The sequence below is a fragment of the Flavobacterium sp. KKT103 genome (genome assembly GCF_055640565.1).
The window spans coordinates 1,327,035-1,352,409 of record NZ_CM145766.1; the positions used below are offsets into that span (position 1 = coordinate 1,327,035).

Here is a 25,375-nt window from a genome sequence, read left to right on the forward strand (position 1 = left end):
AGGATCAAGTTAATCGGTTTAGGGTTGTAACGATTGAATAACTAACCGATTGTGAAATAAATTTTAGGATTCTCTTTTAGAAATTTCATCTCTAATTTGAGCTGCTTTCTCGTAGTCTTCTTGGGAAACGGCCTGCTCTAGAAGTTCTGTTAGTTCTTGTAAACTATGTTTAATGTAAATACGATCAGAATTGTGGTCGTCTTCTATTCCAAAGGTTTCAGGATTAGAAAGAATATCGTCAATATCTTGAGAATCTTTATCGCTATCCTGATTATTGGTCTTTAAGTAAATACCCGCTTTGTCCAAGATGTTTTTGTACGTAAAAATAGGAGCGCTAAATCGAAGTGCTAGTGCAATCGCATCTGATGTACGCGCATCGATAATTTCCTCTACATTATCACGCTCACAAATAATGCTAGAATAAAAAACACCATCAACTAATTTATGAATAATAACTTGTTTGACTACGATTTCAAAACGTTCGGCAAAATTCTTGAATAAGTCGTGCGTTAGAGGGCGAGGTGGTTTTATCTCTTTTTCTAAAGCGATCGCTATAGATTGTGCTTCGAATGCTCCAATTACGATAGGTAGCTTTCTTTCGCCATCGACTTCATTTAGTATTAAAGCGTAGGCTCCGTTTTGTGTTTGGCTGTATGAAATTCCTTTTATAGATAATTTAACTAAGCTCATAATTGTTGTAATGAAAGGTAATAAATACCTTGTTTTGTTGATTTATTGTAGTTGTTAATTGGCGTACAATTTTAATGCAAAAATAGGACAAAAAAAACTGTCTGAAAACAAAGATACGATTATCTTGTTCTCAGACAGCTATTAATTAAATACAGAGGTTTAATTTATGATTGCTGACTTTTGAAAGCTTTCATTTTCTCTATTAATTGTGGTACAATTTCGAAGGCATCACCAACGATTCCGTAATCAGCCACTTTAAAAAACGGTGCTTCAGGATCAGAGTTGATTACTACTTTTACTTTAGAGGAGTTGATACCTGCAATGTGCTGTATCGCTCCTGAGATTCCAATTGCAATATATAAGTTAGTTGCTACTGGTTTCCCTGTTTGTCCTACGTGTTCTCCGTGAGGTCTCCAACCTAAGTCAGATACTGGTTTAGAACAAGCAGTTGCTGCTCCCATAACGGTTGCTAGCTCTTCGATCATTCCCCAGTTTTCAGGTCCTTTTAGACCACGACCTGCAGATACTACCACTTCGGCATCAGCAATAGAAACTTTTCCTGATACTTTCTCTACTGATTCTACTTTTACACCAAAGTCATTGTCACCAATAGTTGGGCTAAAGTCTTCTTCAGTAGTTGCAGTTGGATTTTCAAAAATTCCGTAAGAGTTTTTAGCAAGACCTAATACTTTAACTTCTGTTTCGATTTCAGTAATATTGAAAGCTTTGTTTGAGAAAGCTGTTCTTTTTACTTGAAAAGGTGAAGTGCTTAAAGGAAGTCCTACTACGTTAGAGGCATAACCTGCGTTAAGCGCAACAGCAGTAAGTGATGATAAGTAAATACTATCAGTGGTAGAAGAAAGTAAAACTAGTTTAGCACCTTCTTTTTCAGCTGCTTGCTTGATTACATCAGCATAAGCTTTAGCGGTAAAACCAGCTAATTTATCATTGCTAACTTTTAATACTTTATCTACTCCGTACGTTGATAATTCAGAAACGTCTCCTGCATTGATTGTTAAAGCAGTAACGGTAGTTCCTAATGATTCAGCTACTTTTTTCGCATAAGAAGCTAATTCAAAAGCTACTTTCTTGAATTTCCCTTCAGCTGATTCTGCGTATATTAATATTGACATACTATTTTATTTTTTAGGTCTTAAAGTTTGAATGTCTACTGTCTCAAAGTAAATTCTATTTTTATCTTTTGACTTTCGACTTGTGGCTTTCGACGATTTGTTAGATTACTTTAGCTTCGTTGTGTAGTAAATTGATTAATTCATCCAAGTTGTCAGCATTAATCAGTTTTACTGCTGATTTTGGTGCTGGTTTTTCGAATTTCACCGCTTTTGTTGTTACAGATGCACCAACAGCTTCTATAACCGTTAAAGGTTTTGTACGAGCAGTCATGATTCCTCTCATGTTTGGGATGCGTAGGTCTTTTTCTTCTACTAATCCTTTTTGACCACCAATGATTAATGGTAATGAAGTAGAAACAGTTTCTTTACCACCATCGATTTCACGAACTGCAGTAGCAGCTGATCCATCAACCGTTAGTTCTGTACAAGAGTTTAGGAAATTGTATCCTAAAATTCCAGCTACCATTCCCGGAACCATTCCACCATTATAATCTAATGATTCTTTTCCTGCGATAATTAAATCGTATCCTCCGTTTTTAATTACTTCGGCTAATTGTTTTGCTACGAAGAAACCATCTGTTGGATTAGCGTTAATACGAATTGCTTCGTTAGCACCTATTGCAAGTGCTTTTCTTAAAGTTGGTTCGGTGTCAGGTCCACCAACATTTACAACAGTAACCGTTGCGCCTTGTTTTTCTTGGAACCAAATAGCACGTGTTAATCCAAATTCGTCATTAGGATTAATTACATATTGTACGCCATTAGTATCAAACTCTGAATCTCCATTAACAAAGTTAATTTTTGCGGTAGTATCAGGAACATGGCTTATGCAAACTAGTATTTTCATGATGTATTTATTTTAAGTATATTCTTTTGTTCTACAAATTTAAAATAATAATTTGGATAATATACTATGCGTGCATAATATTTTTTTGTTAAACTATTACGATTTCGTGGCTACAGTTTTAATTTTGCCGAAAAGAGATAATATCCCGCTAAGATTTGTGATCTGTTTTGTTGATTGTAATTAGCGGCGCTTGATATTGTTATTTGTTCGTTGTTTTTAATATTGAATATATTGTTTCCTATTGCACTCAATTCTATTTTGGAGTTTGGAATACTGTATCTTAACCTTGGACTAAAAAAAGTAATAGTATTTGATGAGGATATGGATTCGTATTTCATAACACTCAAGTTGGACGTAAAGGAGAGGCTTTTTGATAATTGTAAGCTTGAATTAAAGTAAGGTTTTGTTATTGTTAGTTCGTTTGTGGCAAATGAGTCAGTATAGGTGTCTTTGGAGTATTGTATACCAGTTTCAAATTGTAATTTTTTATTTTTTAATCTTGAAATGATTCCAAAGTATCCACTATATGAAATCGTATTTAATTCATTTTTTTGATTTTCGTAAAAGATGTTTTTGTTATTAATTGCATAGGAAGCACTACCTTTTAGAGAAAACGGGAAATTTTTAAATTGTTTTTCGGCAAATACAAACGAGTTAAAGAAACTCTCGTAAGGTGCTAGTTTATATTGAATTAAATTGCTGTTTTGAGTTGCAAATGAATTATTGGTTATTGGATTTGTAGCTTCGAGGTAGGATATATTTGAAATAAGTGTTATGTTCCTTTTCAAATTATTGTAAAAATACTCCATCCCAAACTGATTATTTTTATTGATAGCATCAAATTGAACATCGTTATTGCTGTAAATAGTTCGGTAATCTCCAATAGTTTGATTTTCAATTAAATTTTCAGCTCCAAATAATTTGTTGTTTAGTGCATAGCTCAACTTGACGTAATGTTGTTTGCTGAAAGATGTTTTTAGGGCAAAACTAGGTGTAAAAAGCTGCTTTTTGGCTTCTTGTGTACCTGTGTTCAAGGATATAGCGGAGTACGATAAATTTGTTGTCAATGTGTTTTTTAAACCTAATTCAAATTTAGAGGTAAGTCCTATTGTGTTGGAGTTGTTGTCTAGTAGTAGCTCATTTTGGAACTGCAAAAATTGTTTCTCAAAAGATTCGAATTGCTCTCTTTTGCGGACAAGTTCATTAAAAATACTAAAAGGGTGGTTTTTTACATAAAAATCAAAATTTGAGTTTAACAGTAAGACTTGTTTTTTATAATTAGTATTTTGGGCGATAGTATAGTTGTTAAAAGGGAAATTTAAATTTAAAATAGGTTGATTAGCGCTAATATTTAGATCATTGGATTTGTTTGTGATTTCCTGTGCTGCTTTTATTCGCAATTGCTTATTTCTTTTTAAAATTAAGGAGTACTCCAAGTTATGATTGAAGTTGAAATCTACGGCATTGTTTTCGTTGTCTATTTTGTTATTGGATGTGGTTAAATCAACAAAGTTGTTTTTAGAAAAGTTGGAGAAAATGGATTTATAGGTAAACAGTGAATTTGAAGTGTTTTTGTAAGATGCATCTAAGGAAGTGATGTTGAATACGGAGTTTTCCTGTGTATTTCTTTTTTCGGTATTGAAAAAATTAGAATTTGCACCATAAAATTCTTGTTCTACTATTTGCTCCTCTGTTTGATAATTGGTATTAAATAAGGAATATAGGTTTACCTCCATTTTTTTTGAAGGGAAATATTTGAAATTTAGTCCAGTCAAATAAGACTCACGATTTTTAACGTTATTTCCTAATGTTAAAAATCGTGGTAAGTCACTGTTTTTAGAGAACGTAACTTCGCCATTAGTGGCATCATTTTTTTTGTTGACAAACGACATATAATCATTTATAGTAAGAGCGAGTTCCCCTGTGTTGTTAGAATCGCTAATAAGACTACTGTATATTTTTTTGCCAAAATTAAAGAGATTGGTGTGTAGATTAAATTTCTCTTGACCAACTCCTAAGGCAATATTTCCAGTGATTTTATTTTTAAATTTTTCTTTGATTTTGACATTAATAGCGGTTAATCCTGATTTTTGCTCTTTTTTAAGTTGTTTGAATTCAGTGTAGTTTTTTATGATTTCAATGTTTTTAATCATTTCAGCGGAGATATTATCAGTCGCTATTTTTTGTTGGTCGATGAAGAATTCTTGGCCATCAATCAAAAATTTATCTACCGCTTTACCATTAACTTTGATTTTACCTTCATTATCAACATCCAAACCGGGTAGTTTATTCAAAACATCCTTGAGGGTTTCTTCAGTGCCGTTTAAGAATTTTTCTATGCGATATTTTAAGGTGTCGCCAACTTCTGTCATTCCAGAGGATTCACTTTTGATGATTACTGTTTCTAGGTCAACTTTGCTTTCATTAAGTGTAATTTTTCCTAAGTCTAGTAAATTAGTAATTACGGTGATTTCTTTATTATAAGTTGCTAAACCTAGATAACTAATTTTAAGAATATATGTTCCTTTGCTTTCCAAAGGAATGCTAAAATTCCCGTCTTTTCCAGAGTATGTAAATGCGATAGTTTGATCCGTTTTTATGTTTTTTACAACCGCAGTTGCTTGGCTTATTGGTTTGCCTATTGCATCAAATACTTTTCCAGTGATACTATGTTGTGCTAGAAGAGGGAAACTGCAAAATAAAAAAAAGCAGAATAACTGCTTTTTTAAATGTATTGTAATGCTTTTTAAATGCGTCATTAATGAGAATTTTGTTTTAAATAGTCACTATAGCTAAGCTCAGGAGCACTATTATTTGGCACGTCTATTTGCGTATTTTCTTTACTGAAAACTAATTTATCAAAAGTTAATATAGCGTTTTTATTAATCTCGATTTGTATGATAAATCCAGGTAGTCCCCAATATTGTCCTGGTCCGTCGTTTACAGGAATTGATTCACAGTACCATGCAACAATAGATTGATTTGAATTAAAAGTTGTATTTGTAGTGGTGGCTTTTTTGCATGTGTAACCATTTATGGTTTGACTCTCGTTTACTAATGTCCAATTGAAGGTTGGTAATGCTTCTTTTACATTAGTGTCCTTATCATTCATAGTAGAAAGCACCTTGTATTTTTTTGCTTCAAAATTTTTATAGTACGTGATCGAAGAAGGCCTATTTACCGTAGATGTGGTTTGGTACTTATTTCCGTATTTTTCAATATAGGTTGTGTCAATAGATGACTTTTCGATTGATATCAGGTTTTGGATAGATTTGTTTTGAGAGTAGGTATACGAGAACGTCATGGGTTTTGATGCTTTCTTAGATAATTCGGTTTCATCTCCTACACCTTTTAGTGGAGTTTCCGTAATTATTCCTTTTAAAGTTTGGCTGTGCAGTTGGGTGATTGCTATTAAAAAAACCAATGTAAGTAGTAATTTTTTTTTCATTGTCGTATTGTGTATTTATAGGTCTGTTTCTTGTGTTTTGTTTGTAACTTAAATCTTTCGTAAAGTAAAAATAAAAAGGGATAAAGTAGTTTAGAATTCACTTTTATTTAACATGATACTAGTTATTTGTGATTGCGACTTAGAAATATTCAATATTTTTTATGTTAAACTATTACGATTTCGTAGCCCGGATAGTAACGGCATCCTTCTTGAGCCTTCTTTAGGCTCAAGAAGATATAGTGAATAGCCGGAAAAAGCTCCTAGTAATTTTACAGAAAATTATGCTTGTAAATGGTTTTAAATATTTATTTTTGCTTTTCGAAAACTTGACTTACATAATATATATATATGAGAACGATACAATTTAGAGAGGCTATTTGCGAAGCGATGAGCGAAGAAATGCGTCAGGATGAGTCCATTTACTTAATGGGTGAAGAAGTTGCTGAATACAATGGTGCTTACAAGGCGTCTAAAGGGATGCTTGCTGAGTTTGGAGCAAAAAGAGTGATAGATACTCCTATTGCTGAGCTTGGTTTTACGGGTATTGCTGTAGGTTCAGCCATGAACGGGAACCGTCCGATTGTGGAGTACATGACCTTCAACTTTTGTTTAGTTGGTATTGATCAAATTATTAATAATGCAGCTAAAATGCGTCAAATGACAGGTGGACAGTTTAATGTTCCTATCGTTTTTCGTGGTCCAACTGCTTCGGCAGGACAATTAGGGGCAACACACTCTCAAGCTTTAGAAAACTGGTTTGCTAATACTCCAGGTTTAAAAGTTGTAGTTCCATCTACAGTTTATGACGCTAAAGGTTTGTTGAAAGCTGCTATACGTGATAATGATCCTGTAATTTTTATGGAATCAGAGCAAATGTATGGTGACAAAGGCGAAGTTCCTGATGGCGAATATGTAATTCCGCTTGGTGTTGCTGATATCAAACGTGAAGGAACTGATGTTACTATCGTTTCATTTGGTAAAATTATCAAAGAGGCTCACATTGCTGCAGAAGAGTTGGCAAAAGAAGGAATCTCATGCGAAATTATCGATTTAAGAACGGTACGTCCTATGGATTATGATGCTATTATTGCATCAGTTAAAAAAACAAATAGATTAGTTGTTCTTGAAGAAGCTTGGCCATTTGCTAGTGTAGCTTCGGAGATTACTTATATCGTTCAAGAGCGTGCATTTGATTTCTTAGATGCGCCAATACAAAGAATTACTACTGCTGACACGCCAGCGCCATATTCTCCTGTTTTATTAAAGGAATGGTTGCCAAATGCTGATGATGTTATTAAGGCAGTAAAAAAGGTAATGTATAAATAATTAAATACGTTTACTAAATACTATAAAAGCTTCATCTTACGTTAGTTTGATGAAGCTTTTTTTTAAAACAGATCCTATGAACAAGACGCTTTTACATTTTCTTTTATTTATGAGTTTTTCTCTTACCTCTTTGTATGCACAAACAAAAGTAAGCGGAATCATTGTAGATAAAATGAACCAGCCTGTTCCTTATGCCAATGTGGTTTTTAAGGGTTCCAATCAAGGTGTTATGTCAAACGAAGATGGACGATTTTACCTTGAATCGAAAAATAATTATGAAGTATTAATTGTTACTTCTGTTGGTTTTTCTGATAAAGAAATTACGCTTACTAAATTGGTTAGTTACGATTTTAAGGTGATTTTGAACGAGGCTGAAAGTTTGAATGAGGTTGTGATTTTTACTGGTAAAACATCTAAAAAAGACAATCCTGCACTTGATATCTTGAGAAAAATTTGGGAGAGAAAACGCAAGAATGGCTTGTATCAGTTTGATCAATACCAAATGGAAAAGTATGAGAAAGTCGAATTTGATATGAACACTATTGATAGTGCTTTCATGAAAAGTAAACTTTTTAAGGGAATGGAATTTGTATTTCAGCATATAGATACCTCAGATGTTACCGGTAAAACGTATTTGCCCATTTTTATTAATGAATCTTTGGCTGATGTTTATGGAAACAACAAAATCAATAAAGTAAAAGAGAAGCTAAAAGCAAACAAGAATTCTGGTTTTAGTAATAATCAGCAAATTTTGTCTTTTGTAAAAGATCTTTATTCTGATTATGATATTTACAATAACCACCTTACTTTTTTTGATAAGAGTTTTACGAGTCCGCTTTCTAAAACAGGAATCGATGTATATAACTATGTTTTAAGAGATAGCGCATATATCGATAACAAGTGGTGTTTTAATATTTTGTTTTACCCACGTCGTAAAAACGAACTTACGTTTAAAGGAGATTTTTGGGTAAGCGACACCACATTTGCGATCAAGAAAATTAATATGGCCGTTACCAAAAGTGCTAATATTAACTGGGTAAAGGATATTTATATTGAGCAGGAATTTGAGGTGCAAAACGACTCGGTTTTCTTGCTAACGAGAGATTACATGATGTCTGACTTTGCGCTGAACAAAAAAGAAGAATCTCGTGGGGTTTATGGTAAACGAACCACCTTATATCAAAACCATAAATTCAATATCGAGCAGCCACTCGCTTTATATAAAGAGGAAGTCAATTACATTGATAACGAGGTGTACAGTAAAAGCGAGGAGTTCTGGGAGGAGAATCGCTTTGAAAATTTAAATAAGGACGAACGAGGTGTGTACCAAATGTTAGATACCTTGCAAACCGTTAAAAAATTCAAGCAGCTTTATAGTGCAGTTTCTATACTAGGAAGCGGATATGTGCAGTTTGGTAATTTTGATTATGGTCCTATTTTTTCCTCTTTTGGTTACAATGTAGTCGAGGGAATTAGGTTACGAGTAGGAGGTAGGACGTATTTTGGTCCCAATGACGCTTGGCGTTTGCAAGGGTATACTGCATATGGGTTTGATGACGATAAATTCAAATACGGTTTGTCAGGTAAGTGGATGGTCGATAAGAAAAAGAGAATCATATTATCAGCAGGTAACCGCAGAGATATTGAACAAATAGGTGCTAGTTTAACCACGACTAACGACGTGTTAGGACGAAGTTTTGCATCGTCATCGTTGTTTTCGTCAGGAAGCAATGGGAAGTTAACTAATATTAACCTTTCTAATGTGGCGATTGAAATTGAGCCTGTTAAAAATTTGACTTTTCAAACAGGATTTTCATACCGCACATTACAATCGGCATCAAGTATTTTTAGTTTGGATTATTTTACTGATGCTGCCCGTACTATTACTAAAAGTGACGTTAAGCAATCAGAAATTAATTTTCAAATCGAATATACTCCTAATCGTAAAACGATAGGTTATGGAGTAGAGAGAAGCGTTGTTGATAGTCCGTATAGTCGCTTTTTTCTTAATTATAGCCAAGGATTTAAGGGATTGCTAGATAGTGATTTTCAATATGAAAAAATACAATTATATTACAAGCAACCTATTATAATTGGGCCATTAGGTCGATCAAATGTTATTGTAGAGTTGGGTAAAACATTTGGGACGATTCCTTTAGGGTTGATGAATGTGATACCAGGAAATCAAACCTACTTTAGTATCGAAAACACTTTTAGTAACCTAAACTTCTATGAGTTTGTTACAGATCAATATGCCACTTTACAATGGGAGCATAATTTTGGAGGGCGTTTGTTTGCTAGAATTCCGTTTATGCGAAAGTTGAATTGGAGAGAAATTATAGGAGCGCGAACTGTTTATGGAACGATATCAGATGCAAACCGTGCAATTAATGCATCGGGCTTGACCTACGTAGCTCCTGAGAAAGCGTATTGGGAATATAGTGCAGGTATAGGTAATATCTTTAAGGTTTTTAGACTTGATTTTGCTTGGAGAGGTAATTATTTGAACAATCCCGATGCGCAAAATTTCACTGTTAAAGGTTCGTTTGGTTTCTACTTTTAGCAGCTAAAAATGGTAGGTTAAAATCACCATATGTATTAAATATAAATTTTTTTGTAATAAAAGGGTATTTGAGTTACTTTTGCATCCACATTAAATGAACTTTAGATAATTAATAAAATGACTACAGACAAAATAATAACTTTCGATGTCTTAATCGAAATCCCTAGAGGAAGCAGAAATAAATATGAATACGATTTCGAAATCAAAAGAATGCGTTTTGATAGAATGTTATTCTCGTCAATGATGTATCCAGCTGATTATGGTTTTATTCCTGAAACGCTTGCTTTAGATGGTGATCCATTAGATGTTTTAGTTTTATTGACTGAGCCAACTTTTCCTGGTTGCGTAATGGAAGTTAAGCCAATTGGAGTTTTTCATATGGCAGATGATAAAGGACCAGATGAAAAAGTAATTTGTGTTCCTGTATCTGATCCTATTTGGAATTCATTGAATGATTTATCAGATATGAATCCGCACTTACTTAAAGAAATCGAGCACTTTTTTCAAGTGTACAAAGACCTTGAAAATAAAACGGTTGACGTAGGCGGATGGGGAAATGTTGATGAAGCTTACGACATTATTAAAAAATGTACCGAACGTTTTGATCAAATTGAAAATAAACCACAGGGATTATTCAGTATTAAGTAATAAATCCCCCGATAATTTATAAAAAAAGCAACATTCTGTGAAGAGTGTTGCTTTTTTGTTTAAATTCGTTTTCATACTTTATTGATTATTAACCAACAACCAAAAAAAAACCAAATTTATGAATTCAATTATGATTTATTTGCCAATAGTTATGGCTGTGGTAGGACTGCTTTTCATGTGGATGAAACGATCGTGGGTATTAAAACAAGATGCCGGAGATGGAAAGATGAAAGAGATTTCAGATTACATCTATGAAGGCGCATTAGCTTTCTTAAAAGCCGAATACCGGTTGCTCGCTATTTTTGTAGTTATTGCAAGTGTTGTGTTAGCCGGAATTACACAAATCGAAGGCGTTCAAACGCATTTATTTATAGTTATTGCCTTTGTTTTTGGTGCGTTTTTCTCGGCCTTAGCAGGGAATATGGGAATGAAAATAGCCACCAAAACTAATGTTAGAACAACTCAGGCTGCGCGTACTAGTTTACCGCAAGCTTTAAAAGTATCCTTTGGTGGAGGAACGGTGATGGGATTAGGAGTTGCAGGATTGGCTGTACTTGGCTTGACCGGTTTCTTTATTTTCTTTTTTCATTATTTTATGAACGGGGTTTGGACTAGCTCAGAAGATATGACGGTTGTTTTGGAAACACTTGCTGGTTTTTCATTGGGAGCTGAGTCGATTGCATTGTTCGCCCGTGTAGGTGGTGGAATCTATACCAAAGCTGCGGATGTAGGTGCTGATTTAGTAGGTAAAGTCGAAGCAGGAATACCCGAAGATGATCCAAGAAATCCAGCAACAATTGCAGATAATGTGGGTGACAATGTTGGAGATGTAGCCGGTATGGGAGCCGATTTATTTGGATCCTATGTAGCAACCGTTTTAGCTGCAATGGTATTAGGTAATTATGTGATTAAAGATATGGGAGGTAGTATTGCTGATGCCTTTGGTGGAATAGGACCTATTTTATTACCCATGGCCATAGCAGGTTTCGGTATTTTATTTTCAATCATTGGAACACTGTTAGTTAAAATTACAGATGACAATGCTAAAGAACCACAAGTTCAAAAAGCATTAAATATAGGAAATTGGGTTTCAATTGGTCTAACAGCTATCGCTTGCTATTTCTTAGTACAATATATGTTGCCAGAAACTATGAAAATGGAATTCTTTGGTGAAGGAAGCCAAGACATTTCTTCTATGAGAGTGTTTTATGCAACTTTAATTGGATTATTTGTGGGTGGAGCTATTTCTTCAGTAACGGAATACTATACAGGATTAGGAACAAAACCAGTGATGGCCATTGTTCAAAAATCGTCAACTGGAGCGGGGACAAACGTAATTGCAGGTTTAGCTACCGGAATGATTTCGACTTTCCCAACCGTTTTATTATTTGCAGCAGCAATATGGTCTACTTATGCACTAGCTGGCTTTTACGGTGTTGCATTGGCAGCATCAGCTATGATGGCTACTACAGCAATGCAATTGGCAATTGATGCTTTTGGACCAATATCAGACAATGCAGGTGGAATTGCTGAGATGAGCGAATTACCTAAAGAAGTCCGTACCAGAACCGATATCTTGGATTCTGTTGGAAACACAACAGCAGCAACAGGAAAAGGGTTTGCAATTGCTTCGGCAGCTTTGACTTCACTGGCTTTATTTGCGGCTTATGTAACGTTTACAGGAATCGACGGAATTAATATTTTTAAAGCTCCCGTTCTTGCTATGCTATTTGTGGGTGGAATGATTCCTGTGGTTTTCTCCGCTTTAGCGATGAATTCGGTTGGGAAAGCAGCGATGGATATGGTATATGAAGTGCGTCGTCAATTCAAGGAAATTCCCGGTATTATGGAAGGTACAGGCAAGCCTGAATACGCTAAATGTGTAGATATTTCAACTAAAGCCGCTTTACGCGAAATGATGCTACCAGGTATTATGACGATTGGTTTTCCTATTGCTATTGTACTGTTGGGCAAACTAGTTTACGCAGATAATAACCAACTAATTGCTGAAATGCTTGGTGGTTATATGGCGGGTGTAACGGTTTCAGGAGTGCTTTGGGCTGTTTTTCAAAACAATGCAGGAGGAGCTTGGGACAATGCTAAAAAATCTTTCGAAGCAGGAGTGATGATCAACGGCGAGATGACCTACAAAGGTTCAGATGCACACAAAGCCGCGGTTACGGGAGATACAGTTGGTGATCCATTTAAAGATACTTCGGGTCCATCAATGAATATTTTAATCAAATTAACCTGTTTGATAGGTTTAGTAATGGCGCCAATTTTAGGAAGTGGAAGTCACACGATCACTGATAAAGGTATGGCATCTTGTTGTATGTCTATGAAGGAATGTACTTCAATGTCAAAAGAGGAGTGTATGGCGAAAGGATGTAAAAGCGCTACCTGTAAGTTTATGAATGCAACAGGAGAAACTACTAAAACAATGTCTAAAGAAGTTACTATCGAAAAAACTAATGTTGATGGAAAAGTTACAGCAACGGTTAAAACAACTATAGACGGTAAACAAGATGTTCAAAAATTTGAAGGGACAGAGGCTGAAGTACAGTCTAAAATTGATGGACTCAAGTAATACTATCTTTATGTAATAACAAAAAAATGCCTCATGAAAATGAGGCATTTTTTATTGTTATGTGGTGCTTTTTGAAAAATTGTGAAGCAGAAAAAACTAAAACAATCCGTTTAATTCCCCATCAATTTTAGTAATGATGTTTCCTAGATCTTCGGGATTGTCTACAAAATTAATGTTGTCTACATCTATAATTAGTAATTTACCGCGGTCATAAGAATGAATCCAAGCTTCGTACCGCTCGTTCAATCGGCTTAAGTAATCAATCGAAATAGAGTTTTCGTATTCTCGTCCTCGTTTGTGAATTTGTCCCACTAAATTAGGAATAGAGCTTCTTAGGTAAATTAGCAAATCAGGTGCTTTTACCGTAGATTCCATCAGCTCAAAAAGAGACGAATAATTTTGAAAATCTCTATTTGTCATCAACCCCATAGAATAAAGGTTAGGCGCAAAAATATGAGCATCTTCATATATGGTTCGGTCTTGAATGATTTTCTTACCGCTTTCGCGAATTTGCATTACCTGACGAAAACGACTATTCAAGAAATAGATTTGTAAATTAAACGACCAACGTTCCATTTGATGGTAAAAGTCATCCAAGTACGGATTGTCTACTACGTCTTCAAAATGAGGCTCCCATTTAAAGTGTTTTGCCAGTAAGCGTGTTAATGTTGTTTTTCCTGAACCTATATTTCCTGCTACTGCTATGTGCATTACGGTCTTGTGATTTTATAATTGATAATTCCTTCGGTTGTAAAAATAGATAAAATTTGGTCTTTGTAATCAAAATTAGTGAAGCTTTTTTCTAAAATTTTGAGTGGGCTAACTTCGTTTTTAGTTCCGTCAAAATGATACAAATGCTGATTTGATGCATAAATTAGTTCCTTGTCACTAAGCAATAGCAACTGATCAAAATCAGGCACTTTGGTTTCTTTCGTTACTTTTCCAAATAAATCACAACGATACCAAATGTTGTTTTCATCGATCCACTCAAAAGAGTTGAAGTTAGTTTGGTATTTTTTTATCTTAACAGTTAAGGGCGTTGAAATCGATTTGTATTCATTTTTTAAATAATCATAGAGCCCTATTTGTTGCAACAATTCATTAAACACCCACAATTGATTTTGAGAAGCGATTCCAATTTTACTTACTAGAAGAGAATTGTTAGTTTCAGAAAAATTAATTTTTTGAATTTCGTTCAGTTGGTTGTCTAACAGGATAACCGTGTTGAAGTTCTCGTAATACAGTAGTATCCTCAGTGGATTTTTAATATCAACTTTGGTTATTGTTCCTAATGAAATGTTTTTGTACTCGAAGGATATACCATCTTTCATTTTATAAAAAACATTGTTAGTCCTATAATAGGTAAAGCCAAATTGATCTTGGCCAATTATTTGGTCAGCTACTAATGTCATAGTATTTAGTAGCGTGACTTCACTCATTTTATTTTGAGCAAAAACACCAAAGGGTAGGAGAATAGTAAAGAGTAAAACTATTTTTTTCATCAAAAGCTAAAGTACAATTAAACCTTTTACCATTTACAGAGTCTTATTATTTTTTAGATGCAGTGTAACAAAACAGTTTACGAATAGTCTTACTTTAAAAATTATAAAGCTATGTATAAAATAATGGGAACTTTAGGGTTGATTTTTTTAACCTATTTGGGAGCTAATGCTCAATCTTTTCAGGGTATGGCAGTCTATGAGTCTAAAACCAGTACGGCTGAGTTTAAAAACAGAATGGCAGGAAACAGGAATGTGACTCCTGAAATGCAAAAAAACATGGAAGAAGGTATGAAAGCCATGTTTGAAAAAACCTTCATGTTAAATTTTGATAAAACGGCATCTATTTATAAAGAAGAAGAGCGATTAGAAGGTCCGACACAAGGAGGTGGAATGAGATTTATTATGTCTATGACCGGTGGTGGAGGTACCTTGTATAAAAATGTTAAAGAGAAATACTATTCTATTGATAAAGATTTGATGGGTAAAGAGTTTTTAGTAAAGGATTCTCTTTCCAGTTTAAATTGGAAAATGGAAAGCGAAACTAGAGTAATAGGTGGCTACAATTGTTTTAAAGCAACTGCTGTTATTCCGGTTAGTCAAAGTGATTTCAGAAACTTGAGATCAAAAAAAGACGATGACAAAACCGCAATTGCCGACAAAAAAGAGGATAAAGAGAAGAAAACCAATTTCATGGATAACCTTGAAATGCCAAAAGATAAAATTGTTACCGCTTGGTACACTCCAGAAATTCCTGTAAACCAAGGTCCTGACAAATATTGGGGATTACCAGGATTGATTTTGGAAGTAAATGATGGTACTACGGTTATCTTGTGTTCTAAGGTGGTTTTAAATCCAAAAACTAAAACTGAGATCAAAGCACCAACTAAAGGTAAGGTAATTAGTCAAAAAGAATTTGATGAAACTAACTTAAAAAAGATGCAAGAAATGAGAGAGATGTACCAAGGCCGAGGTGGTAATGGCGGTGGACAATTTAGAATTGGTAATTAAACAGCAACTTTCGATAATACTATCTTTTTTAATACAATCATTATGAAAAAATCACTACTTCTTTTATTCTTTTTCACGAGCTTATTTTCTTTTAGTCAATCTGTTAAGTTGGAGGGAGTCATTACAGACTCTAAGGCAACAGGTCTAGAAATGGCAAATGTCATGGCCGTTAACACCACTACAAAGGCCATGGATGCCTATGCGATTACGAACGACAAAGGGAAATTCTCTCTTAATTTGAAAGCTAATACCGCTTACACGATTAAGGTAAGTTTTTTAGGAATGCAGAATAAAGAGATTCAATTAACAACCGCTGCCGAGAATATTACTAAAACGGTAGTTCTTGATGAAGGGGGAATCGAATTGGACGGAGTTGAAATTGTACGTGAAATGCCAGTGTCAATAAAAGGAGATACGATTGTTTATAATGCCGATTCTTTTAAAACAGGAACTGAAAAAAAATTAGAGGACGTTTTAAAAAGATTGCCAGGTGTTGAGGTAAATGCTGATGGTGAAATCGAAGTCGAAGGGAAAAAGGTTACTCAATTGTTAGTTGATGGGAAGAAATTTTTTGAAGGAGATACAAAGTTAGGTTCTAAAAACATCCCTTCTGATGCAGTTGATAAAATCCAAGTATTGCGAAATTTTAGCGATGTAAGTCAGTTAAAAGGGCTAGAAAACAACAACGATGATGTAGCTATTAATATCAAGTTAAAATCAGGAAAGAAGAATTTTTGGTTTGGAGATATTTCAGCAGGAACTGATTTTGGCGAGCGATTTATCATCAATCCAAAATTATTTTACTACAGCCCTAAAACAAGTGTCAATGTATTGACTAATTTTAATAATATTGGAGATGTGCCGTTTTCCATTAGAGATTATTTTAGATTAACTGGAGGGTCAAGAAATACGATTGGTAAAAGTGGAACTAATTTTAATGTTTCGACGAATGATTTGGGAATATCTACGGCTCGCGATAATAGAGCTGCGGATATCGACAATAGATTTGGAGCAATGAACTTGACGCATCAAATGTCTAAAAAATGGAGTTTAAGTGCTTTTGGAGTGCTTTCTTCAAATAAAACATTGACCAACACCCAAAGTAAAAGTGGTATTTTTCAACCTAATTCAACAGACATCAGTACCACAGAGAATAGAACGGATAATTCTAATCTAAGAAACAATTTAGCAATCTTTAAATTAGGTTCTAAATTCAAGCCTAATACCAATTTTCAATTCGATTATGATGTTTCATACCGAAAGTCGACCCAAACAGAGGACAATGATGTCGTTACTAATTCGGTTACATTTAATCCTAACGGGAATGTTTCTCAAAATAACATCATTAAATCCTTTAAAAAACAAGAACCAGTAGCGGTCAATCAAAGTGTGAATATGTTTTGGACACAAAACAAAAAAAGCACTTGGTCTCTAGAAATGCAACATTTATATCAAGATGAAGACCCGTTTTATAACCCAGATCTATTAAGAGATCCTTTTCCTTTTTTAGGTTTTAACGGCAATCAAAGTAGTTTTAATATCAATCAAGATCGTTTTGTGAAAACAAACAAGCTGGATGTAAAAGCGGATTACTATTATTCCTTGACCGCTAAAAGTAATGTGAACATTACGGTAGGAAACACAAACTCGTTTCAAGATTATAATTCGTCAATCTATCAGTTATTGGATAATGGTACACAATCACTGTTAAATGACCCAGATTATAGAAACGATGTACAATACCGTTTTAACGACGCCTACTTGGGAGCACATTATAAATTTATTACGGGTAAATTTACAATTAATCCAGGAGTGAGTTTTCACCAATACAATACAAACAACCAGCAATTAGGTAGCAAGCAAGAGGATAATTTTGGCAGATTCTTGCCAGATCTATTTGCACAATATCAAATTAAAAAATCAGAATCGATCACGTACAACTTTAGAAAAGCCAATGTTTTTAATGACATTAGCTCATTTGTACAGGGATATGTTTTTTCTAACTTTAACTCCTTTAGTAGAGGAAATCGATTTTTAGAAAACGCATTGCAAGAAACACATTCCTTGCGTTATTTTAAATACAATCTGTATAATTTCACTACGATGTTTGGTAATATTAATTACAGTAAAACAACCAATCCTGTTGTAAACAGAGCTTATTTTACAGGTATAAATCAAATTAGTGAAAAAGTGAATGCCGATTTTGAGAATGAGAGCTTAAACGGAATAGTAGGGTACCAACGTTCTTTTCTGAAATATTACAAGGCATCGGTTAATGTAAACTTAAATTGGTCAAAATTCAACAGTTTACGAGCGAATCCGAGTGATCCAACGAATCCTACTATTGATTTTGTGCAAACGACTAATAGTTTTACTCAAAGCTATAGAGGTTCATTAGGAACACAGTTTAAAGTTTGGCCTAACCTAGAAGTAGGGTATTCATTATCGTTAAATGATTACCAAAATACGATTTTTAAAACCAAGCAACCTTTTGCTAAAGTGGATTACCTTTTCTTGAAAAGTTTTTCATTTACCGCTGATTATAATAAATACAATTATTCTAATTCTCAAGGGACAGTCAACAATAAGTACGAGTTCCTTAATGCAAGTTTAAACTTCCGTAAAAAAGATGCGAAAATGGAGTATACGGTAGCGGCGACCAATTTATTAAATACTAAAACCTTGAATGACGATAGTTTTAGCCAAACAGGTTTTAGAACTTCGCAGTATATGGTGCAACCTCGATATATAATATTTAGTTTGAAATATAATTTGTAATTTGTTGCTAAATTCTTATAATTTTCAGTAAAACTGAGGCGTAAGTAGAAGGGAAATTACTATTTTCGCATTTGGAATGCTATAGCGTTTGCTGGCAAAGAAATAACAAACAAACAAAGAAACAGATTATGAAAAAAATTGCTTTATTAGTAGCATTTTTTGCATTTGGATTTACAAATGCGCAAGCACCTCTAGAAGAAGGTGGATTACAATTAAACGCTGGATTAGGAACTTCAGGATGGGGAACGCCTGTTTATGCAGGACTTGATTATGGTATCGCGACCAACTTTACTATTGGTGGTGAGCTTTCTTATCAGTCTTATAACCAAAGTATTGGTGGTGGATTTGGAGATGTAAAAAGTTCAATTTTTGGAATCCAAGCAAATGGGAATTACCATTTTAATGAAATATTAGATATTCCTAGTGAGTGGGATTTTTATGCAGGAGCTAACTTAAATTACTACAATTGGTCATCTAAGCAAAATGGAAATTCATACAATTATGCAGGAGCTGATAATTTCGGTTTAGGGTTGCAAGTTGGTGGTCGTTATTTCTTCAATGAGAATTTTGGAGTAAATCTTCAATTAGGTGGCGGTAACGTTGTAAGTGGTGCTAAATTAGGTATTACCTATAAATTATAAGTTTTGTAAACTATTTAAAAGGCTGTCTTTTTAGGCAGCCTTTTTTATGCTTTATAATCAGCTTTTAGTTTAAAGTGATTGCTGCTTTTATGCTGTGTGCTAACAAAAATTGAGACATAAAAAAAGGCTACTTAATTAAAAGCAGCCTTTATATATAAATGGTAGGGTCAATTACAATCCAAATTCAGCTTTAACTTGATCAACAAAGTCTAGTTTTTCCCAAGTAAACAATTCTACTTCAACTGTTTTAGTTAATCCTCCTGGTGCAGAAAATGTTTTTGTTACTGTTTCTGGTGTGCGTCCCATGTGCCCGTAAGCAGCAGTTTCGCTATAAATTGGATTTCTTAATTTTAAACGTTGCTCAATAAAGTAAGGGCGCATGTCAAAAATAGCTTCTACTTTTTTCGCAATTTGTCCATCTGTCAAGTCTACTTTTGATGTTCCGTAAGTCTCAATAAAAATCCCCATTGGTTTTGCAACACCAATAGCATAAGAAACTTGTACTAAAATTTCGTCAGCAACACCTGCAGCAACTAAGTTTTTAGCAATGTGACGTGTAGCATAAGCAGCACTTCTATCAACCTTAGATGGATCTTTACCTGAGAATGCACCACCACCGTGAGCACCTTTTCCTCCGTAAGTATCTACGATGATTTTTCTACCAGTTAAACCAGTATCTCCGTGCGGTCCACCAATTACAAATTTTCCAGTAGGGTTGATGTGGTATGTAATTGCGTCATTAAATAAATGAGCATTTGTTGGATTTTTTGCAATGATTCTGGGAATTAGGATCTCTACAATATCTTTTTTGATTTTAGCAAGCATCGTTGCTTCTTCGTCAAAATCATCGTGTTGTGTCGAAATAACAATCGCGTCAATACGAGTAGGCTTGTTGTCGTCGCTATATTCTAAAGTCACTTGTGATTTAGCGTCAGGACGTAAATAAGTGATTTCGTTATTTTCTCTTCTTAAAATTGCTAATTCTTGCAATAGTTTATGAGAAAGGTCTAATGCTAATGGCATGAAATTTTCTGTTTCATTAGTAGCATAACCAAACATCATTCCTTGATCTCCAGCTCCCTGTTCTTCTGGGCTAGAACGATCAACTCCTTGATTAATATCAGCAGATTGCTCGTGAATAGCAGAAAGAATACCACAAGAGTTTGCCTCAAACATATATTCTGACTTCGTGTAGCCAATTTTTTTGATTACATCACGTGCAATTTGTTGTACATCTAAATAGGTGTTAGACTTTACTTCTCCAGCCAATATAACTTGACCTGTAGTTACTAAAGTTTCACAAGCTACCTTTGAGTTGGCATCAAAAGCTAAAAAGTTGTCAATTAATGCGTCTGAAATTTGATCTGCAATTTTGTCTGGATGTCCTTCACTCACAGATTCTGACGTAAATAAATAAGCCATAATATATAGTATTTTTAAATTAAGCGAGGAAAAAACAATGCAACTACAAAGGCTAAAGGAGAGTTTCTGCTTTAGCATTTTTTCTACTGAATTTTTTTTCAGTAGTCATAATGAATTCCATTCATTATGAAGAGGTTGCAATCAGTTCAAATTTTTCCTCTTGTATTCGAATGCAAAGGTAGGAAACCATTTTGAATTACAAATTAAACCGCTCTTTTTTGTTCTAAAAATATTTTGGGGTAGATTTTATAGTTTTCAATTGGAATGATTTTTATGTACAAGGCACTTTTAAGAGAGTAATCGTTGAAATTTAGGTACGATTGTAGGGTCTTTTTAAAAGAACAGTGTGCGATTTTAACAATTTGTTCAGAATACAAAGCGTAATTGTTATACTATTTTAGGTCTATGTTATGAAATTATACTATTTTGATTAAATCAATGTTAAAATACTGTAAATCATTAGGTAGAGATGTAAAAATTCTTGAAATTTGTGAAAATAAAATACCAAAAATGAATTTAATTCTTCTTGTTAGTTTAAAAATGAAATCGAAATCATCCATTGGGAAGTGATTGCCTTACACTATATATAAGTTTGCAGCAGCCTCCCAATATTTGGGAGGCTTTTTTTTTAACTTGAAGGAAACTCGACAAAAGCAGTAAGTATTAAAAACAACAACTAATTCGATAAAAATATGAAAGCAATTAATAGCATATCTAAAGCAATAGGTTTTTTTAAAAACCTAAGAACAAAGAAAAGTCCAATTATCTTTACAGTAGATGATTTAATCAATCCAAGGTTTGGAATCAACGATTTTGAAGTGAAAAACAGCAGTAAGACACCAAATTCTCTACAGGTTTTGATGTACTCAAAAGAGAATGATACACTTTTTATCTAAAGTGATGTACGCTATACTTTTTTGTCTAACACACGCAAGGTGAAATGAATTTCGAACTTCATTTTTTCCTTGCGTTTTTATTTTAGCTTAAGACTAAAACGAAATCAAAGCTGAATATAGTTGCAAATAAAAAAAATAAGTAGTTAATTTGCCTTTCGTAGTTCATACACGTATTGAAATGTTATAAAGAAAGGAAGAGGGAATAGACCCGATGAATCCTTAGCAACCCTTCGAGTAATCGAAGAAGGTGCTGCATTCTACCACTCCCAAAAGTGGAAAGATAACAACAAGAATTTTTCTAGAATACACCTAGTTTTTTCTTTTTAATATTTCCAAATACAAATCAAACAATAAAAGATTTGACATTGGATAAAAAACCAACACAGCTTACCTTACACAATTTCACCACTCACAATGGTGCTTTTTATGCTTCCCTAAACTTAAGTTATCAAATTTTTGGAGCTCCTTTGCATACCGCTCCAATTGTTATGATTAATCATGCCTTAACGGGAAATTCGCAAGTAATTGGCGAATCAGGATGGTGGAATGATATTGTAGGCATAGACAAAACAATTGATACCCGAAAATATACCATTGTATCTTTTGATGTGCCTGGAAACGGCTTTAACTCGGATACCATTGAGAACTACAGAGATTTTATTGCTAGAGATATCGCTCGAATATTTATCGAAGGACTTGGTGTTCTCAAGATTGATTCTTTATTTGCTCTCATCGGAGGTTCAGTAGGTGGCGGTATCGCCTGGGAAATTTTGGCCTTAGAACCTAAACTAGCGCAAAATTTTATTCCCATTGCTACTGATTGGAAAGCCACTGACTGGCTGATTGCTAATTGTTATTTGCAAGAGCAAATCTTGAATAATTCTAAAAAGCCAATCGAAGATGCACGCATACATGCTATGTTGTGTTACCGTACGCCCGAATCATTCAAGGAAAAATTTAATCGCGATATCAATGCCGAATTAGAAACTTTTAAAGTGGAAAGTTGGTTGAACTACCATGGCGAAAAATTAGAAAAAAGGTTTCAGCTAGCGGCCTACAAAATGATGAATCAATTGCTTAAAACGATTGATATTACCCGAAATCATGAATCGCTGGAAAGTATAATTGCGAAAGTGGAGGCGAACATCTATATCGTGGGAATCAATTCAGATTTATTCTTTACCGCCAAAGAAAATAGGGATACCTATGTCGAAATCAAGAAATTTAAAAGTAATGTATTTTATAGCGAAATTGACTCGCAGCACGGTCACGACGCTTTTTTGATGGAATACGAACAATTAGACAATTTATTAGAAGTTGTTTTCAAAAATAAAAAACAGATGAAAATAGTAAAATTCGGTGGTAAATCGTTAGCAAATGGAGATGGAATTAATGCGGTTTTAAATATTATTGAAAGTAAAATAAACCAAGAGGAAAAGATTGCTGTGGTCGTTTCAGCGCGAGGCAAAGCAACTGATGAATTAGAGGATATTTTGACTATCGCTGCTAAAAACGGAAACTATAAGCCTTTGCTAGAGAGTTTTAAATCCTATCAAAAAGATGGTTTTGATGCAGTCGATTTTTCGGCAGAATTTGATAAGCTTGACAAATTATTGGAAGGCGTAAGCTTGATTGGTGATTATAGCAATAAAATCAAAGATCAAATCTTAGCGCAAGGCGAAGTACTTGCGGCAAAATTAGTGGTGTTTTTGTTAAACCAAAAAAACATTCCTGCAAAGCTAGCCGATACAAGAGAACTGATTATTACCGACTCAAATTTTGGAGATGCACAGCCATTGGAGGCTATTTCGAAAAAGAATTGTATCCAATTCTTTAATGAAAATAAAGAGGCAGTGGTAGTGGTAACTGGTTTTATTGGTTCCAACAGTAAAAACGAAACTACGACGCTAGGTAGAAACGGTAGCAATTATACCGCCTCTTTAATCGCTAATTATATCAATGCCGAAGAATTGCAAAACTTCACGCATGTAGACGGAATTTATACGGCAAACCCCGAATTAGTTCTCGATGCAAAAAAAATTGAAACCTTATCCTATAATGAGGCGAATGAGATGGCGAATTTTGGAGCGACTATACTGCACGCTAAAACGATTATTCCGTTGTTAGAAAAAAACATTCCGTTGCGTATTTTGAACACTTTCAATCATGAGAACAAAGGGACTTTAATTACGGCTACTTCATCCGAAAGCGGAATCAAAACATTGTCTGTTCTTGAGAATGTGTCTTTGGTTAACCTTGAAGGAAGAGGATTGTTGGGGAAAACTGGTGTTGATGCGCGTATTTTTAGAGTTATGGGCGATAATGATATTAGCGTAAGTATTATTTCGCAAGGTTCATCAGAACGCGGAATTGGTCTTGTGGTTGCTGCGGATAAAGCGTCAAAAGCCAAAACCGAATTAGAAAAAGAATTCGAGAATGACTTCTATTCTAAAGATGTCAATAAAATTACTGTAGTTGATAATGTATCGGTGATTTCGATAATTGGTCAAGATTTGAGTACGTTTCACAAACCGTATACGGCTTTGATCAAAAACAAAATCGTTCCTATCTTGTTCAACAATACCGTGACGGGTAAAAACGTGAGTTTGGTGGTAAAAAAGTCTGAGCTCAACAAAGCCTTAAACGTAATTCACGGAGAGATTTTTGGCGTAGCAAAGAAAATCAATATTGCTATTTTCGGACATGGATTGGTTGGCGGGACTTTGATTAACCAAATTCTGGAATCGGCAAAAGCAATTGAAAAAAGAAAAGACGTTAAGCTGAATGTTTTTGCCATAGCCAACTCTAAGAAAGTACTTTTAAATAAAAACGGAGTTGCTGCTGACTGGAAAAACCAAATTGATACTAACGGCGTTTCCTATACTATTGATGACGTGATTGCTTTCGCAAAAGAGCACCATTTAGAAAATTTGATTGCAGTTGATAATACTGCGAGTGCTACTTTTGTAGAAAATTATATTCCATTAGCAGAGCATAGTTTTGATTTGATTTCGTCCAATAAAGTAGCCAACACCTTGAGCTATGGTTTTTATAAAGAATTGCGAAATGTACTAGCCGAAAATCAAAAGAATTATTTATACGAAACTAATGTTGGTGCTGGCTTACCGCTTATTGATACGATTAAATTATTGCATCTTTCGGGGGAAAACATCACTAAAATTAAAGGAGTATTTTCTGGAACGTTGAGTTATTTATTCAATCATTTTTCTGCCAAAGAGGTTCCGTTTAGCGAAATATTAAAAGAAGCAATTGATAGTGGATTCACAGAACCCGACCCAAGAGAAGATTTGTGTGGGAATGATGTAGGTCGAAAACTATTGATCTTAGCTAGAGAATTGGATTTACAGAACGAGTTTGATGAGGTAGCTATCCAGAATTTAATTCCGGAACACTTACGTGAAGGTAGCGCTGCCGATTTCTTAACGAAACTAAAAGAGTTTGATCCTATTTATGATAAAATAAAGAAAGTCCAAAAACCAAATCACGTTTTGAGATACATAGGAGAGTTGTCCGGAGATTTGCAAAATGAGAAAGGGATTTTGGAAGTAAAATTAGTTTCCGTACCTTCGGATACCGCTTTGGGTGGATTAAAAGGATCGGATTCCTTCTTCGAAATCTACACAGAATCCTACGGAGACCGACCAATTGTAATACAAGGAGCCGGAGCTGGGTCAGCGGTTACTGCGAGAGGTGTTTTTGGAGATATTTTGAGATTATCGGATAAAGGATAAAGCCCCCTAACCCCCGAAGTGGGAATAGCAATAAAGTGGAATTAAATAATTAATAGGTGTTTAAAACCCGCATTTTTGCGAAAGTAGTTGCGTTTTATCCGCATTCTAAAAAAGTGATGAGTTTATAGTACTAG

General features: G+C 34.4%; 17 protein-coding genes and 1 riboswitch. Of the genes, 9 read left to right on the forward strand and 8 right to left on the reverse strand.

From position 1 onward, the window contains the following. Positions 1–63 precede the first annotated feature (63 nt). The 5 genes from ACZ2G0_RS05620 to ACZ2G0_RS05640 all read right to left on the reverse strand — a co-directional run bounded on the left by ACZ2G0_RS05620 (position 64) and on the right by ACZ2G0_RS05640 (position 6,118). Entirely contained in the window at positions 64–690 is a 627-nt protein-coding gene (locus ACZ2G0_RS05620; protein WP_470309384.1) for a bifunctional nuclease family protein, read from the reverse strand. A gap of 164 nt (positions 691–854) precedes the next feature. Next, positions 855–1,823 carry an electron transfer flavoprotein subunit alpha/FixB family protein gene (locus tag ACZ2G0_RS05625; protein WP_470309385.1) on the reverse strand — a complete coding sequence of 323 codons (969 nt, stop codon included), beginning with the start codon at positions 1,821–1,823 and terminating at the stop codon, positions 855–857. Positions 1,824–1,923: 100 nt separating this feature from the next. Further along, positions 1,924–2,670 (reverse strand): electron transfer flavoprotein subunit beta/FixA family protein, encoded by a 747-nt coding sequence (locus ACZ2G0_RS05630; protein WP_470309386.1) that lies wholly within the window; start codon positions 2,668–2,670, stop codon positions 1,924–1,926. 110 nt (positions 2,671–2,780) lie between these two features. Continuing rightward, positions 2,781–5,429 (reverse strand): carboxypeptidase-like regulatory domain-containing protein, encoded by a 2,649-nt coding sequence (locus tag ACZ2G0_RS05635; RefSeq protein WP_470309387.1) that lies wholly within the window; start codon positions 5,427–5,429, stop codon positions 2,781–2,783. Further along, complete coding sequence (locus tag ACZ2G0_RS05640) at positions 5,429–6,118, reverse strand: GLPGLI family protein (RefSeq protein WP_470309388.1); 690 nt, start codon at positions 6,116–6,118, stop codon at positions 5,429–5,431. The genes ACZ2G0_RS05635 and ACZ2G0_RS05640 overlap by 1 nt, the downstream gene beginning before the upstream one ends. Before the next feature lie 348 nt (positions 6,119–6,466). Here ACZ2G0_RS05640 and ACZ2G0_RS05645 point away from each other — a divergent pair, with 348 nt between their 5' ends. From ACZ2G0_RS05645 to ACZ2G0_RS05660, 4 genes are all read left to right on the forward strand, one after another. Beyond that, positions 6,467–7,444, forward strand: a complete 978-nt coding sequence (locus ACZ2G0_RS05645) for a pyruvate dehydrogenase complex E1 component subunit beta (protein WP_187009510.1) — start codon at positions 6,467–6,469, stop codon at positions 7,442–7,444. A 76-nt stretch (positions 7,445–7,520) separates the two neighbouring features. Further along, on the forward strand, positions 7,521–10,007 hold the full coding sequence (locus tag ACZ2G0_RS05650) for a DUF5686 and carboxypeptidase-like regulatory domain-containing protein (protein ID WP_470309389.1): 2,487 nt from the start codon (positions 7,521–7,523) through the stop codon (positions 10,005–10,007). A gap of 117 nt (positions 10,008–10,124) precedes the next feature. Continuing rightward, on the forward strand, positions 10,125–10,655 hold the full coding sequence (locus ACZ2G0_RS05655; RefSeq protein WP_470309390.1) for an inorganic diphosphatase: 531 nt from the start codon (positions 10,125–10,127) through the stop codon (positions 10,653–10,655). Positions 10,656–10,773: 118 nt separating this feature from the next. Continuing rightward, the gene (locus tag ACZ2G0_RS05660) at positions 10,774–13,242 is read left to right on the forward strand and encodes a sodium-translocating pyrophosphatase (protein ID WP_470309391.1); all 2,469 of its coding nucleotides are present in this window, start codon (positions 10,774–10,776) and stop codon (positions 13,240–13,242) included. Positions 13,243–13,338: 96 nt separating this feature from the next. On the opposite strand, the gene ACZ2G0_RS05665 is transcribed toward ACZ2G0_RS05660, so the two are convergent. After that, on the reverse strand, positions 13,339–13,953 hold the full coding sequence (locus tag ACZ2G0_RS05665; protein WP_300288479.1) for a deoxynucleoside kinase: 615 nt from the start codon (positions 13,951–13,953) through the stop codon (positions 13,339–13,341). Continuing rightward, on the reverse strand, positions 13,953–14,744 hold the full coding sequence (locus tag ACZ2G0_RS05670) for a hypothetical protein (RefSeq protein WP_470309392.1): 792 nt from the start codon (positions 14,742–14,744) through the stop codon (positions 13,953–13,955). Before ACZ2G0_RS05670 ends, ACZ2G0_RS05665 begins: the two co-directional genes overlap by 1 nt. 111 nt (positions 14,745–14,855) lie before the next feature. Between ACZ2G0_RS05670 and ACZ2G0_RS05675 the strand changes: the two genes are divergently transcribed. The 3 genes from ACZ2G0_RS05675 (at position 14,856) to ACZ2G0_RS05685 (ending at position 19,171) form a co-directional block, all read left to right on the forward strand. Beyond that, complete coding sequence (locus ACZ2G0_RS05675) at positions 14,856–15,752, forward strand: GLPGLI family protein (protein WP_470309394.1); 897 nt, start codon at positions 14,856–14,858, stop codon at positions 15,750–15,752. Positions 15,753–15,794: 42 nt separating this feature from the next. Next, positions 15,795–18,530, forward strand: a complete 2,736-nt coding sequence (locus ACZ2G0_RS05680; RefSeq protein ID WP_470309395.1) for a carboxypeptidase-like regulatory domain-containing protein — start codon at positions 15,795–15,797, stop codon at positions 18,528–18,530. A gap of 128 nt (positions 18,531–18,658) precedes the next feature. Then, positions 18,659–19,171 (forward strand): outer membrane beta-barrel protein, encoded by a 513-nt coding sequence (locus ACZ2G0_RS05685; protein WP_470309396.1) that lies wholly within the window; start codon positions 18,659–18,661, stop codon positions 19,169–19,171. 171 nt (positions 19,172–19,342) lie between these two features. On the opposite strand, the gene metK is transcribed toward ACZ2G0_RS05685, so the two are convergent. Beyond that, positions 19,343–20,593: a methionine adenosyltransferase gene (metK, locus tag ACZ2G0_RS05690; RefSeq protein WP_470309397.1), complete on the reverse strand. Its 1,251-nt coding sequence runs from the start codon at positions 20,591–20,593 to the stop codon at positions 19,343–19,345. A gap of 692 nt (positions 20,594–21,285) precedes the next feature. Between metK and ACZ2G0_RS05695 the strand changes: the two genes are divergently transcribed. Continuing rightward, positions 21,286–21,489, forward strand: a complete 204-nt coding sequence (locus tag ACZ2G0_RS05695; protein WP_470309398.1) for a hypothetical protein — start codon at positions 21,286–21,288, stop codon at positions 21,487–21,489. 178 nt (positions 21,490–21,667) lie between these two features. After that, a riboswitch (SAM riboswitch) is annotated at positions 21,668–21,776 on the forward strand. A 201-nt stretch (positions 21,777–21,977) separates the two neighbouring features. Then, on the forward strand, positions 21,978–25,241 hold the full coding sequence (thrA, locus tag ACZ2G0_RS05700; RefSeq protein ID WP_470309822.1) for a bifunctional aspartate kinase/homoserine dehydrogenase I: 3,264 nt from the start codon (positions 21,978–21,980) through the stop codon (positions 25,239–25,241). Positions 25,242–25,375 lie beyond the last annotated feature (134 nt).

Bases quoted from the DNA above. Each gene is read 5' to 3' on its own strand.
- ACZ2G0_RS05620 (WP_470309384.1), bottom strand. From the start codon at position 690: ATGAGCTTAGTTAAATTATCTATAAAAGGAATTTCATACAGCCAAACA.
- ACZ2G0_RS05625 (WP_470309385.1), bottom strand. From the start codon at position 1,823: ATGTCAATATTAATATACGCAGAATCAGCTGAAGGGAAATTCAAGAAA.
- ACZ2G0_RS05630 (WP_470309386.1), bottom strand. From the start codon at position 2,670: ATGAAAATACTAGTTTGCATAAGCCATGTTCCTGATACTACCGCAAAA.
- ACZ2G0_RS05635 (WP_470309387.1), bottom strand. From the start codon at position 5,429: ATGACGCATTTAAAAAGCATTACAATACATTTAAAAAAGCAGTTATTC.
- ACZ2G0_RS05640 (WP_470309388.1), bottom strand. From the start codon at position 6,118: ATGAAAAAAAAATTACTACTTACATTGGTTTTTTTAATAGCAATCACC.
- ACZ2G0_RS05645 (WP_187009510.1), top strand. From the start codon at position 6,467: ATGAGAACGATACAATTTAGAGAGGCTATTTGCGAAGCGATGAGCGAA.
- ACZ2G0_RS05650 (WP_470309389.1), top strand. From the start codon at position 7,521: ATGAACAAGACGCTTTTACATTTTCTTTTATTTATGAGTTTTTCTCTT.
- ACZ2G0_RS05655 (WP_470309390.1), top strand. From the start codon at position 10,125: ATGACTACAGACAAAATAATAACTTTCGATGTCTTAATCGAAATCCCT.
- ACZ2G0_RS05660 (WP_470309391.1), top strand. From the start codon at position 10,774: ATGAATTCAATTATGATTTATTTGCCAATAGTTATGGCTGTGGTAGGA.
- ACZ2G0_RS05665 (WP_300288479.1), bottom strand. From the start codon at position 13,953: ATGCACATAGCAGTAGCAGGAAATATAGGTTCAGGAAAAACAACATTA.
- ACZ2G0_RS05670 (WP_470309392.1), bottom strand. From the start codon at position 14,744: ATGAAAAAAATAGTTTTACTCTTTACTATTCTCCTACCCTTTGGTGTT.
- ACZ2G0_RS05675 (WP_470309394.1), top strand. From the start codon at position 14,856: ATGTATAAAATAATGGGAACTTTAGGGTTGATTTTTTTAACCTATTTG.
- ACZ2G0_RS05680 (WP_470309395.1), top strand. From the start codon at position 15,795: ATGAAAAAATCACTACTTCTTTTATTCTTTTTCACGAGCTTATTTTCT.
- ACZ2G0_RS05685 (WP_470309396.1), top strand. From the start codon at position 18,659: ATGAAAAAAATTGCTTTATTAGTAGCATTTTTTGCATTTGGATTTACA.
- metK (WP_470309397.1), bottom strand. From the start codon at position 20,593: ATGGCTTATTTATTTACGTCAGAATCTGTGAGTGAAGGACATCCAGAC.
- ACZ2G0_RS05695 (WP_470309398.1), top strand. From the start codon at position 21,286: ATGAAAGCAATTAATAGCATATCTAAAGCAATAGGTTTTTTTAAAAAC.
- thrA (WP_470309822.1), top strand. From the start codon at position 21,978: ATGATTAATCATGCCTTAACGGGAAATTCGCAAGTAATTGGCGAATCA.